Origin of the sequence: Ponticoccus litoralis (assembly GCF_039769985.1) — a bacterium.
Taxonomy (GTDB): Bacteria; Pseudomonadota; Alphaproteobacteria; order Rhodobacterales; family Rhodobacteraceae; genus Ponticoccus; species Ponticoccus litoralis.
On the sequence record NZ_JBDNCH010000002.1, the window covers coordinates 2,671,083 to 2,682,972 of the forward strand.

Genomic DNA, 11,890 nt, shown 5'->3' on the forward strand with positions numbered 1-11,890 from the left:
TGCCCGCCGGGACGCAGGGCGGATGCCCCGGACCCGTGACCCGGCGCGCGCAGGGCGGCGGTGCCCGCCTGCCGCCTGCCAGCCCCGGGGCCGTTTATTCGCCGGGGCGCTTCAGCGCGAATTTCTCGCGCACGACGGTGTAATCGCGGTAGCCCATGCGCGAGAGCGGGTTGAACGAGAGCACGTCGAAGATGCCGTCTTTCAGGCAGTCGTCGCGCATGTGGATGCCGGTGACCTCTCCGAAGACGGCGAAGTTGGCCGCTCCGGGCAGTTGCACAACCTGTGTCAGCTTGCATTCGAGGTTCGCGGGGGCCGCGGCGACACGCGGGCAGTCGATGGTCTGGCACTGCGCCTTTTCAATCCCGGCGAGCTCGAATTCGTCGGCGCCCTTTTCCCAGGGGCCCGAGGTCACGTTCATCGCGTCGCGCATGGCGTATTCCACGATGTTCACGCAGAAGACCCCGGTCTCGCGGATCTGCGCGAGGCTGTCCTTGGTATCGCCCCGGTCGGGCTTGGCGCTGGTCGAGGAAAACATCACCTGCGGCGGGAAATAGGCCACCGCATTGAAGAAGCTGTAGGGCGCGAGGTTGTCGTGACCATCGGCGCCACGGGTCGAGATCCAGCCGATGGGGCGCGGCGAGACAATGGCGTTGAAGGGATTGTGCGGCAGGCCGTGGCCGTCTTCGGGGCGGTAGAACATCGCGGGCTTTTCCGTGGTTTGCGTCGGGTCCGGCCTCGTGATACGCGGTTCGCGCTTGGAATGCACGGGGTCGGCTTGTTCACGCTTGCACAGGAAATGCCGCAGGATTGGTGGGAGGTCGAAGCCCTGTTCGATCTGTGCTTTGCGCCGGGGCGCACGGCGTTGTCGTCCTATCGGCTGCGCGACGAGGTGCCGCCCGTGGCGGGCCTGTGCCGGGTGGCGCGCGACCAGTACGGCAACCTCGGCGGGGCGATCCGCTGCTGGCCGGTGATGGTGGGGCTGCACGAGGCGCTGCTTCTGGGGCCGGTGGCCGTGCACCCGACGGCGCAGGGCGAGGGGCTGGGCGGTGCGCTGGTGCGCGACACGGTGGCCCGCGCCGCAGAACAGGGCTACGCGCGCATCCTGCTGGTGGGCGACGCGCCCTACTACGCCCGCTTCGGTTTCGAACGGCTGGAAGGGGTCGAGATGCCGCCGCCGACGAACCCCGACCGGGTGCTGGGGCTGGCGCTGGTCGATGGCGCATGGGACGGCGTCCGGGGCACGGTGACGCGGCTGGCCTGAGCCGGGTGGCACGGGGGCCTGACGCCCGGCGAAGGGCCGGCGTGCCCGCGTCAACTTGACCGAAGCCGGGGGCGGCCACATCTGATGTGACAGATGTTGAGGAGTGCCCGTGATGACAGCAGAGACCGAGATGAGCCTGCCGACCGTTTCGGTCGATGCCGAGATTGCCGCGCTGGCAAAGCGGTACAGGGCCGCGAATTCCGTGGGCATGCAGGTGCTGAACCTGATCGGCGGACAGGCCGAGAACCTTCTGGAGCGGCTGCCCGACCGGGTGAAGGACCAGCTTGAAGGCGCCACGGCGCGGGCGCTGGAGGTGGCGATGCGCGCGGCGCAGGGCTCGCGCGGAGTGGTGCCGGACCAGAAGGGCTGGCTGAACACCGCGCTGGCCACCGCCATGGGGGCGGCGGGCGGCGCTGGCGGGCTGCCCTCGGCGCTGGCCGAGCTGCCGGTGACCACGACGGTGCTGTTGCGCTCGATCCAGGGGATCGCGGCGGAACACGGCTATGACCCGCAAGACCCGGAGATCGCGAAGGAATGCCTGACCGTCTTCGCCTCTACTCGGGCCGCTGGCACAGGATGACGGGGCGGATCTGGGCTTTCTTTCGGCGCGGGTGACGCTGACCGGGGCGACGGTTCACGGGCTGATCAACCGCATCGCGCCGCGTCTGGCCACGGTCATGGGGCAGAAGCTGGCGACGCAGACGGTGCCGCTGCTGGGTGCCGCGGCGGGGGCGGCCACGAATTACGCCTACACGAGCTACTACCAGCAGATGGCGCATGTGCATTTCGGGCTGCGGACGCTGGTGCGCCGCTCCGGCCAGCCTCGGGAAGAGCTGGTGGAGGCGCTGCGCGTGGCGGTGACCCGCCCGAAGGTGAAGATCGGCTGATCGGGGCCCGCGCGGGCGGACCTGTTTCCTGCGGAAAGGCGGCCCGCCCACCCGGGCCATCCCTGTGGGGCCTTCCCGTGCCGGGCGGGGTGGCCGGGTTAACCTTGGATTAGGTGACGGCATGCTAGGGAGGCGTCATCCGAGAGGAGAACCCTTTGCGACGAAGCGCCCGGTCCCGGGCACGCGATGGCAAAGCCAGCCCATCCGGCACGGCGTGCGACAGGGGCAGGGGACTGTGCCCGCGAAGAATTCGGGTGGCGCGTCCGGCCAGAAGGGCAGGGCGCAAGGGACGAGTGCCGCTGCAGGTCCGGTGTCCGGCAGAAACCGGCACCGGGCTTTTTTCATGCGGCGACGCGGCCCGCGCGCACCCGCCCCGGGACGCGGATGGCGCGCCTTCGTGCAGGCCTTTGGCGCGGTGTCCCGGCCTTGCGCCGCCGGTCCGCGGCATGCCCTCTGGCCTCGTCCGCCGGTCCGTGGGACAAGGGCGCATGAAAGGGACAACGCCCATGACACCGACCCCCAATGCACGGCTGCTGCCGTTCCTCATGATCGCCGGAGCGCTTGCCGGAGCGGCGGGCTGGGCCCTGACCGAGGCCTGGGACAGCGCCGTTCTGGCGCCCCGCGCGCTGCTTTTCCTGACCGCCCTTGCAGCGGCGGGCTTCACGCTTCTGCTCGCCCTGTCGGGGCCCGTGGCGCCGGCGCGCGCGGTGCTGCCGTCGGTGCTGGCGGGGGCGGTGCTGGCGGCGGCGCTGTGGTGGGCGTCGGGGCGGCACGGCGACGTCCAGTCCTTCCTTGAACTGGGCTACCCGCTTGCGGCCTTCGGCCTTGCGCTGTCGATTGCCATACCCTTCCTCGTGGCGGGCCTGTCGCGCCCGGGCGGCTGGACGGACTACCCGGCGCTCTTCGACGCGACATGGGAAACGACGGTGCGCCTGCTGGCGGGTGTCTTCTTTGCCGCGCTTTTCTGGGGGCTGCTGTCGCTTTCGGATGCGCTGCTGAGGCTTGTCGACGTGCGGCTGCTGGAGTGGGTGACCGATATCGAGGCCGTTGCATGGGCCCTGACCGGCACGGTCTTCGGGCTGGCGCTGGCGGTCATGTTCCGGCTGTCGGGGCAGGTCTCTCCGGTTCTGCTGCTCAGGCTTCTGCGGCTCTTGCTGCCGGTGGTGCTGGTGGTGACGCTGGTCTTCCTGGCGGCCTTGCCGCTGCGCGGCTGGGAGGGGCTGGCGCAGGGCTTCTCGCCCGCCGCGATCCTGATGGCGGTGGCCCTGGCGGCGGTGATCCTGGTCACCGTGGCGGTGGACCGCGACAATGGCGAGGCCGTGCACAGCCGCCCCTGGCGGATGATGACCGGCGCGCTGGCGCTCTGTGTGCCGCTTCTGGCCGGGCTGGGGGGCTGGGCGCTGTGGCTGCGCGTGGGGCAATACGGCTGGACACCCTCGCGGCTGATGGCGGCCAGCGTGGCCGCCGTGCTGCTGGTCTACGGGCTGGCCTATGCGCTGTCGGTCCTGATCGGGCGGCACTGGATGGCGCGCCTGCGCGCGGTGAACACATGGATGGCGCTTGCGGTTCTGGCGATCTGCCTGCTGTGGCTGAGCCCGGCCTTCGAGCCCGAGCGCACCGCCGCTTCGGATCAGGTGAACCGGGCGCGCTCGGGTGTTGCCGGTGCGACCCTGCCGCTGCCGGAACTGGCGCAGGAGTGGGGCAGGGCGGGCCGGCGGCGCTGGATGTGATCGCCGAAGCCCGGCCCGACCTGACCGCCGAGATCGAGCTGGCGCGCCTGGGCGCAGCCGGCCCGCACCCGAATCGCTATTGGCAGAGCGCCGCGCCGCGGTGATCGAGGCCCTGCCGGTCTACCCCGAGGGCGCCACGCTGGACAGCGACTCGCTGGCAGAGATGGACGGGATCCAGCTATCCGGCCTGCTGGAGGCCTGCGCGCGGCAGGTGACCGGGGGGCCGGGCTGTGCGTTCTACCGTCAGGGCGAGGCGCGGGCCCTGCTGTTGCAGAAGGTCTCGGAGGATTTCGTGACCCTGACGCCCATGCATCTGAGCGATGGCCTGTGGCAGCCCGGTGGGCGGCTGATCACACTGGACGGTGATCAGGGGCCGGGGGACCGGGTCGCGGCGCTGGAGGCCCTGCATCGCGGCGGGGTCGGCACGCAAAGCCGGACCATAGAGGTGCTCTGGCTGGGGGATATGCTGCTGTACCTGCCCGAGTGAGGCGCAGCGGCGACTATTTATCCGCAATTGCGATTGTTACGCCTTTCTTAAGGCCGCCCGCCCCATGGTCCCCCCCATGCGGCGAGGGTGCCTATGATGCATGGATTGATCCTTCGGACCTTTCAGGTCTTCGTTCAGGACACCTATGGTCCTGAACCATGGCGGCGGATCGTCGACGGGGCGGGGCTGGACGCGCCGGATTTCGAGGCCATGCTCAATTATCCGCAGGACATCTTCACGGCGGTTGTCGGGGCCGCCGAGGTGGAGCTGAGGAAGCCCCCGGACGCCTTTCTGGAAGATGTCGGCACCTACCTCGTCTCGCACCCGAACAGCGAGGGGCTGCGCCGTCTTCTGCGTTTCGGCGGCGTCGATTTCATCGAGTTCCTGCACTCTCTGGAGGATCTGCCAGACCGGGCCCGGCTGGCCGTCGCGGATCTGGAACTGCCGGATCTGGACCTTGTGGACGTGGCGCCCAACCGGTTCACGCTGCTGGTCGGGGCCGGGCTGCCCGGTTTCGGCTTTGTCCTGCTGGGCGTGCTGCGGGCCATGGCCGACGACTACGGCGCGCTTGTCCTGATGGAATGTGACGGCGGCACCCTGGGACGGCAGACCATCGCCATCACCCTGATCGAGACCGCCTATTCGCAGGGGCGGCAATTCGCCCTTGCGGCGTCCGGCGCGCCGGCGGAGGAGGGATGACCCGGGTGCCCACCGAGATCCTGCTGGCGCTCTGCCCGATGCATGCGGTGCTCGACCCCGGGGGGCGCATCCGGCAGGCCGGGCCGACGCTGCGCAAGCTGTGCCCGGGAGGGCTGGACGGCGCGCGCTTTCTCGATGTCTGCGAGGTCTACCGCCCCCGCCGTGTCGAGAGCATGGCGCAGCTTCTGTCCACCGGGGGGCGCAAGCTGCACCTGCGCCTGCGCGGCGGCCTGCGGACCCCGCTGAAGGGCATCATGGTGCCGGACGGGCAGGGTGGGGCCGTGGTGAACCTGTCCTTCGGCATCTCGGTCATGGATGCGGTGCGGGACTATGCCCTGACCAACACCGATTTCGCGCCCACCGACCTTGCCGTCGAAATGCTCTACCTCGTCGAGGCGAAATCCGCCGCGCTGGATGCCTCGCGCAGCCTGAACACCCGCCTTCAGGGGGCCATGGTCGCGGCGGAGGAGCGCGCCTTCACCGATACGCTGACCGGGCTGCGCAACCGCCGCGCGCTCGACGCGGTGCTCGACCGGGTCACCCGCAGCGGAGAGCCGTTCTCGCTGATGCATCTCGACCTCGATTTCTTCAAGCAGATCAACGACAGCCTGGGCCATGCCGCCGGGGATCAGGTCTTGCGGCAGGTGGCCGGGGTGATGCTGGAGGTGACGCGCAAGGACGATACGGTCGCGCGCATCGGCGGTGACGAATTCGTGCTGCTGTTCCCGGGCCTCACCCGGCACGAACGCCTGGCAGAGATGGCAGGCCGCCTGATCTCGCGAGTCGAGGACCCGATTCCCGTCGACGCGGAAGAGTGCCGGGTGTCCCTGAGCATCGGAATCACCGTGTCGGACGGCGGGAAGGCGTCCCCGGAAGAGATCCTGTTGCAGTCGGACGCGGCGCTTTATGCCTCGAAACGCGCGGGCCGGGCGCAGTTTCGCTTCTTCGAGAGCACCGCCGAGGACCCTTCTGCCGGACGCATTGCAGAAGAATGATTTTTTCGACATTCGGGGTCTTGATACTCGGGAAAGCTCGTCGTAAATAGCGCGCCACGGTTGGGGTGTAGCCAAGTGGTAAGGCACCGGTTTTTGGTACCGCGCACCGTAGGTTCGAATCCTACCACCCCAGCCATGAATAAAGCCCCGCCCAAAAGGCGGGGCTTTTTCTTTGCGCTACTGGCCATTGTCTTGAGGGTGTTGCCCGCCCTCGGCGCTTGCTCGGTGGGGCGGATAGCCCGCGACCCGATCAGGTGGATTACTTCAATTCGGAAAACCGCGTGATGGCCCATGTCGCCCCCGAGGGCGCGACCAGGACCGAGGCTAGGGTGTATTGACGCTGCCCGGGGGCACCACGCTGTTCGTCGCGTCCGCGATTGCGCGCGTTCCGGTCGGATCCGTCGCCCGCGAGATGTGGTCCCTGCACCGGGTCACGGCCCCGGTTCTTGGCTTGACCCCCTTCGTCCCGGCCTGCACTTCTCTTCCGAGGAGAATAGACATGAATCTTTATACCAAGTTGCTACAGCGCCAGAACGATGGAAATCCGGTGCGCGTCGGCCTGATCGGATCGGGCAAGTTCGGCTCGATGTTCCTGAGCCGGGTGCGGCACACCCCCGGTATGCATCTGGTCGGCATTGCGGATCTGCTCGTACCGAGCGTGCGCGCAAAGCGATGATCGACACCGGCTGGGATGCGGATGCCGCAACCACGACGGACCTTGGCGAGGCCATGAACACCGGCAAGACCTGCCTTACCGAAGACAGCGCGGCGCTGATCGCGACGCCCGGTCTCGACGTGGTGATCGACGCCACCGGCAGCCCTGCCGCGGGCATCCGTCATGCGCTGCTGGCCGCCGAGAACGGCTGCCACATGGTCATGGTCAACGTCGAGGCCGATGTCCTCGGCCGGCGCCTACCTCGTGCAGGAATTCGACAAGGCGGGTCTGGTCTATTCGATGGCCTATGGTGACCAGCCGGCGCTGGTCTGCGAGCAGATCGACTGGGCGCGCACCTGCGGCTTCAAAGTCGTCGCGGCGGGCAAGGGCACCAAGTATCTGCCCAAGTACGCCACCTCGACCCCCGACACCGTGTGGGACTACTACGGCCTGACGCCGGAGGAGGCGGCCAAGGGCGGGATGAATCCGCAGATGTTCAACTCTTTCCTCGACGGCACCAAGTCTGCGCTGGAGATGGCGGCGATCTCGAACGCGGCGGGCCTGCTCGCGCCGCGCGACGGGCTGCTCTTCCCGCCGGCGGGCACCCATGACCTGCCCGAGGTGCTCAAGCCCGGGGCACATGGCGGCGTGCTCGAAGAGGCGGGCATGGTCGAGGTGGTCTCGAGCCTCGAGCGCGACGGCCGGCAGGTCGTCGGTGATCTGCGCTGGGGAGTCTACGTGACGCTGGAGGCGAGCGACGAAAGCGGCCTTGGCGCCGATTACGTGCGCCGCTGCTTCAGGGAGTACGGCGTGACCACCGACAGCTCCGGTCGCTATGCCACGCTCTATCGCCCGTCCCACCTGATCGGGCTAGAGCTTGGCGTCAGTGTCGCCAGCGCCGCGCTGCGCGGCGAGCCCACGGGCCGCACCAACAGCCTGACCTCTGATGTGGTGGCGGTCGCCAAGAAGGCACTGAAGCCCGGCGAGATTCTCGATGGCGAAGGCGGCTTCACCGTCTGGGGCCGGATCGCGCGTGCGGAGGATTCTCTGGAGAAGCGCGGCCTGCCCATCGGCCTGGCCCACGGCATGAAGCTCAAGCGCGCCGTGGCGGAAGGCGCAATGCTGACCTGGGACGATGTCGAGGCCACGGACAGCCAAGCCGTGACCGTACGCCGGGCCATGGAAGACATGTTCCGGGCGCGCCTGAAGAGCACCGCCTGACCCCTCTGTCCGGCACCTGTGACCCGCGGGTGCCGGATCAACTTCGCAAGGTGTCCGGCGATCTGCCTTTTTGCCCCGCACCCTGCCTGTTGCGGCTCTCATCAACGGATCGCCGGGGACGAGGGTCGGCAGAACGGTTGCGGGATGACAGGCCGCAGTCCTGATGGTCATCCACGATGATCCGGTTGCAGCTTGCGGAAAGCACTGCGCGGATATGCCGATCGGCGAGAGGATGCGCGTTCGCCGCCTGAATGGCGGGGCGGTCCTGTTTGATGTTCCCATGATCGCGGTGGAGCAGAGCGTTTCCGGACCGGGCAGGAAAGGTCTTTGGAATGCGACGGGTCCAGCCATCAATCGTTGGCAGACGGCGGCGGTCTTGCGGTCCCTGACGGTGCGACAGGCGATGCGGGGGGCAGCGCCCCCCGGCGTTCGCGTGCGTCAGGACAAGGACGGGTTTCGGGTGGGCACGTGCTTTTTCACCCAATGCTACCGGTTCGGAAGCCGTGCCCGGGGGCGCTCAGACCCGCGGTAGTTCCGAGAAGATCTCGGGGCCGTCCTCGCGCAGGATCACGATCTCTTCCAGACGCAGGCCGAACTTGCCCTCCAGGTAGATGCCCGGCTCGATCGAGAAGACATTGCCGGTGGCCAGCGGCGTTTCGGAGGTGCCGGTGATATAGGGCGGCTCGTGGATGTCGATGCCCAGTGCCGTGGCCGGTGCGATGCAGGAAGCGGTCACCATAGCCGCCTGCGGTGATGACACCGCGCGCGGCGGCATCCACTGCGCTGGCGGGGGCGCCGGGTTTCGCGGCGGCCGTGGGCGGCCTGCACGGCGGCCTCGACCAGGTCACGCACCTTCAGGAACTCGGGGTCGGGATCGGGGCCGAACCAGCGGCAGCGGGTCATGTCCGAGGGGTAGCCATCCAGCACGCAGCCGGTGTCGATCAGCACGGCCATGTTCTGGCCCGGGGCGGTGGCGCCGGGGTGGTGGTGGGGGAAGGCACCGTTGCCGCCGAAGCAGACAGAGCAGAAGGCCGTGGTGGCGCCGTTGGCCTTGTAATGCGCCTCGATCAGCTCGACCACCTGGGCCTCTGTCATGCCGGGTTTCAGGGCGGCGAAGGCGGCCTCGACGGCGGCATCGTTGAGCAGGTGCGAGGCCTTGATGCGGGCGGCCTCGTCCTCGTCCTTGAGGGTGCGAAGCAGGCCGACAGTGTCCTCAGTGAAGCGGCGGCGCGGGCTGTCCAGGCTGTCCAGCAGCAGCAGGGCGAAATCGGCGCGCATGGTTTCGTCCAGCACCACCGACAGGCCGGGGCGGCGGGCGTCGCTGGCGTCCAGAAGGGCGCCGAGGGCCGCCATCGGGCCATCGTCATCGGCCCAGGTGAACAGGGGCAGCGGGGTGATCTCTTTCGCCATGGCGGCGTTGAGCGCGGGCATCAGGAAGCCGGCGTGTTCGGCGGTGACCAGCAGCATCACGGGGCGTTCGTCGCCATGCGGGTTCAGCCCGGTCAGCCAGGCCATGTGGCTGGAGGGGCCCAGCACCACCAGGTCGGTTTCGGTTTCCGCCATCCGGGCGCGCAGCCGCGAGAGGCGCTCTTGGGCCTGCATCAGATAGGACATTCTCTACTCCTGAAACGAAACGAGCCGCCGGAGAACCGGCGACCCTGTGGTCTTGCGGGCGGTCGCGGGATTACTCCTTCTCGACCAGCCGGTAGAAGACGTAATCCGAGGTCGCGCCGTTGACGTAACCCGAGACATCCGCGCCCATGGCGACCTCGTAGGAGGCCTGGAACATGACCACGATGGGAGAGCTCTCCTGCACCTTGGCCTGCAGGTCGCGGTACATGTCCAGACGGGCTTCGGGATCGCTTTCCGACAGGGCGGCCATGGTCTGCGTGTTCAGCTCGTCCGGCACGGCCCAGGCATTCCGCCAGGTGGTGGTGGCCTGGTAGTTGTCGTCCGCGTTGTTCGAGTTGTAGGCGAAGGCCTTGGCGTTGGAATGCGGGTCCATGAAGTCGGGGCCCCAGTACAGCAGCATCGCCTGGTGGGTCCGCTCGCGGTACTTGGTGATCACCTGGGCGCCGGTGCCGGGCAGGATCTCGAACTCGATGCCCGCGTCGGCGAAGCTGGCCTGCAGCGATTGCGCCATGTCGGTGAAGGGGGCCGCGTTGATCACGTCCAGCGTCACTTCGACGGGGGTCTCGATGCCGGCATCCGCCAGGATCTGCTTGGCCTTCTCGGGATCATAGGTGAAGGGCGTCTCGTCGTAGGAGCCGGGGAAACCCTTCGGCCAGAAGGCCTGGTGGACCTCCATCTGGCCCTTGATGATCGTGTCGGTCATGCCGGTGTAGTCGACCAGGTAGCGCGCGGCTTCCCAGACGGCCGGATCGGTCAGGCTCTCGGTCTTCTGGTTGAAGGACAGGAAGTGGACGGCGGCCTGCGGGAAGGTCTCGACCTTGATGTCGTCGCCGGACAGCGAGGCGACCTGGTCGGGGGTCAGGTTGCGCGCCATGTCGATGTCGCCCTGTTCCAGCAGCAGCTGCTGGGTGGCGGCCTCGGCAACGTGGCGGATGATCACCTGGGACATCTTGGGCGCGCCCTTGAAGTAGTCCGCGTTGGCGGCCATGCGCACCATCTGACCCGGGGTGTAGGCGGTCAGCGTGAAGGGGCCCGAGCCTGCCGAGTTGGCGTTCAGCCAGGCATTGCCCATGTCGCCGTCGACCTCGTGCTCCATCGCCAGCGCCTTGTCGACGATGGAGGCGGGGCGCGCGGCCAGCACGTTCAGCACGAAGGCAGGCGAGAAATCGCCCTCGTATTTCACCGTGACGAGGTTGCCCTCGGCGGTCAGCATGTCGTCCACGTTCTCCGGGGTCCAGCCGAGCTGGGCGAGGATGAAGGCGGGCGTCAGGTTCAGCTTGATGACGCGCGAGAGCGAGAACAGCACGTCCTCGGCGGTCACCGGGTTGCCGGAGTTGAAGACCGCATCGTCACGCAGGGTGAAGGTGATGGTCTTGGCTTCGGCGTCGGCGACCCATTCGGTCGCGATGCCGGGGGCCAGGACGGTCGGGTCTTCCGCATCGTACTGCACCAGGCGGTCGTAGAGGTTGGTGACCAGCTCGCCAGAGGTGAATTCATAGGCCTGCGCCGGGTCGATCGCGACGATGTCGTCGATGTTCTGGGCGATGACCAGGATGTCATCGGGCGTGTCGGCCAGCGCCGCGGTGCCCGCCGTGGGCAGCGCGAGCGCCGAGGCAAACAGTGCGGATTTCAGCTTGTTCATGTGGCTCTCCTTGTTGGGGTTGAGTGAAGCGGGATGGCGTTTATCAGCTCTCCAGCGGCGCCATCTCCGGTAGTTTCATCCCGCCCTTGCGGTTCAGCACGGCCAGGGTTCCCGTCCAGAGGATCCGGACGGGCTTGTCAGCTGGATTGGTCCAGGAATGGGGGCGCAACCCGCTGTAATGCAGGCTGTCACCGGCCTTCATCCGGATGACCTGGCCGTCGAGGGTCTGCTCGATCTCGCCCTCCAGGATGTAGATGATCTCTTCGCCCTCGTGGCTGACCACCTCCGAGGCATAGCCCGCAGGCACATGAAGGATGTAGCTGGACAGTTCGGCGCCGGGAAAATCGGTGGCCAGGTTCTCGTAGCCGATGGACGAGCCGTTCAGCGAGAACTGCGAGTACGGGTCTCGGCGCGGGTCAGGCTGTCGGAGGGGCCGGGGGCGGCGATGAAATACTCCAGCGTCACGTCCAGCGCCGCGGCGATCTGCGCCAGCGTTCCCAGCGAGGGCGTCGCGTTGTCGCGTTCCACCTGGCTGAGGTAACCGACCGAGACACCCGCCTTGTCGCACAAGGCCTGCAGAGTCAGCCCAAGCTGCTTTCGGCGCTTGCGAATAAGCGGTCCGAGCTGCGGCTCAGCCTTCTGCTTCTCCCGTGCCATGGTGGGCTCCTCCGAAATCCTTTC

Annotated in this window: 10 protein-coding genes, 1 tRNA gene and 3 pseudogenes; 10 read left to right on the plus strand and 4 right to left on the minus strand. The window is 67.9% G+C overall.

What is annotated here, in order from left to right:
• Positions 1–94 precede the first annotated feature (94 nt).
• The gene (locus ABFB10_RS14340) at positions 95–700 is read right to left on the minus strand and encodes a flavin reductase family protein (protein ID WP_347167017.1); all 606 of its coding nucleotides are present in this window, start codon (positions 698–700) and stop codon (positions 95–97) included.
• A gap of 75 nt (positions 701–775) precedes the next feature.
• On the opposite strand from ABFB10_RS14340, the gene ABFB10_RS14345 reads away from it, so the two are divergent.
• From ABFB10_RS14345 to ABFB10_RS14390, 10 genes and pseudogenes are all read left to right on the plus strand, one after another.
• Positions 776–1,261, plus strand: a complete 486-nt coding sequence (locus ABFB10_RS14345; protein WP_347167018.1) for a GNAT family N-acetyltransferase — start codon at positions 776–778, stop codon at positions 1,259–1,261.
• A gap of 130 nt (positions 1,262–1,391) precedes the next feature.
• A pseudogene (locus ABFB10_RS14350) lies at positions 1,392–2,148 on the plus strand (EcsC family protein).
• A 506-nt stretch (positions 2,149–2,654) separates the two neighbouring features.
• Positions 2,655–3,878, plus strand: coding sequence for a DUF4153 domain-containing protein (locus ABFB10_RS14355; protein WP_347167019.1), 1,224 nt, complete (start codon positions 2,655–2,657; stop codon positions 3,876–3,878).
• Between the two features lie 79 nt (positions 3,879–3,957).
• A complete protein-coding gene (locus ABFB10_RS14360; protein WP_347167020.1) occupies positions 3,958–4,365 on the plus strand; it encodes a hypothetical protein in 408 nt (135 codons plus the stop codon).
• A gap of 96 nt (positions 4,366–4,461) precedes the next feature.
• Positions 4,462–5,064 carry a heme NO-binding domain-containing protein gene (locus ABFB10_RS14365; protein ID WP_347168019.1) on the plus strand — a complete coding sequence of 201 codons (603 nt, stop codon included), beginning with the start codon at positions 4,462–4,464 and terminating at the stop codon, positions 5,062–5,064.
• Positions 5,061–6,059, plus strand: a complete 999-nt coding sequence (locus ABFB10_RS14370) for a diguanylate cyclase domain-containing protein (RefSeq protein WP_347167021.1) — start codon at positions 5,061–5,063, stop codon at positions 6,057–6,059. The genes ABFB10_RS14365 and ABFB10_RS14370 overlap by 4 nt, the downstream gene beginning before the upstream one ends.
• Positions 6,060–6,120: 61 nt before the next feature.
• A tRNA-Gln gene (locus ABFB10_RS14375) sits at positions 6,121–6,195 on the plus strand.
• 363 nt (positions 6,196–6,558) lie between these two features.
• Complete coding sequence (locus ABFB10_RS14380; RefSeq protein WP_347167022.1) at positions 6,559–6,735, plus strand: hypothetical protein; 177 nt, start codon at positions 6,559–6,561, stop codon at positions 6,733–6,735.
• Positions 6,732–7,028 (plus strand): hypothetical protein, encoded by a 297-nt coding sequence (locus ABFB10_RS14385; RefSeq protein WP_347167023.1) that lies wholly within the window; start codon positions 6,732–6,734, stop codon positions 7,026–7,028. The genes ABFB10_RS14380 and ABFB10_RS14385 overlap by 4 nt, the downstream gene beginning before the upstream one ends.
• Positions 6,955–7,935: an SAF domain-containing protein gene (locus ABFB10_RS14390; protein WP_347167024.1), complete on the plus strand. Its 981-nt coding sequence runs from the start codon at positions 6,955–6,957 to the stop codon at positions 7,933–7,935. The genes ABFB10_RS14385 and ABFB10_RS14390 overlap by 74 nt, the downstream gene beginning before the upstream one ends.
• A 517-nt stretch (positions 7,936–8,452) precedes the next feature.
• Here the strand turns inward: ABFB10_RS14390 and ABFB10_RS14395 are convergent.
• The 3 genes and pseudogenes from ABFB10_RS14395 to ABFB10_RS14405 all read right to left on the minus strand — a co-directional run bounded on the left by ABFB10_RS14395 (position 8,453) and on the right by ABFB10_RS14405 (position 11,866).
• Positions 8,453–9,537: pseudogene (locus ABFB10_RS14395) on the minus strand (M24 family metallopeptidase).
• An 82-nt stretch (positions 9,538–9,619) separates the two neighbouring features.
• Entirely contained in the window at positions 9,620–11,209 is a 1,590-nt protein-coding gene (locus ABFB10_RS14400) for an ABC transporter substrate-binding protein (protein WP_347167025.1), read from the minus strand.
• 43 nt (positions 11,210–11,252) lie between these two features.
• A pseudogene (locus ABFB10_RS14405) lies at positions 11,253–11,866 on the minus strand (helix-turn-helix domain-containing protein).
• Between the last annotated feature and the right edge of the window lie 24 nt (positions 11,867–11,890).

Bases quoted from the DNA above. Each gene is read 5' to 3' on its own strand.
- ABFB10_RS14400 (WP_347167025.1), bottom strand. From the start codon at position 11,209: ATGAACAAGCTGAAATCCGCACTGTTTGCCTCGGCGCTCGCGCTGCCC.
- ABFB10_RS14370 (WP_347167021.1), top strand. From the start codon at position 5,061: ATGACCCGGGTGCCCACCGAGATCCTGCTGGCGCTCTGCCCGATGCAT.
- ABFB10_RS14340 (WP_347167017.1), bottom strand. From the start codon at position 700: ATGTTCTACCGCCCCGAAGACGGCCACGGCCTGCCGCACAATCCCTTC.
- ABFB10_RS14385 (WP_347167023.1), top strand. From the start codon at position 6,732: ATGATCGACACCGGCTGGGATGCGGATGCCGCAACCACGACGGACCTT.
- ABFB10_RS14390 (WP_347167024.1), top strand. From the start codon at position 6,955: ATGTCCTCGGCCGGCGCCTACCTCGTGCAGGAATTCGACAAGGCGGGT.
- ABFB10_RS14355 (WP_347167019.1), top strand. From the start codon at position 2,655: ATGACACCGACCCCCAATGCACGGCTGCTGCCGTTCCTCATGATCGCC.
- ABFB10_RS14380 (WP_347167022.1), top strand. From the start codon at position 6,559: ATGAATCTTTATACCAAGTTGCTACAGCGCCAGAACGATGGAAATCCG.
- ABFB10_RS14365 (WP_347168019.1), top strand. From the start codon at position 4,462: ATGCATGGATTGATCCTTCGGACCTTTCAGGTCTTCGTTCAGGACACC.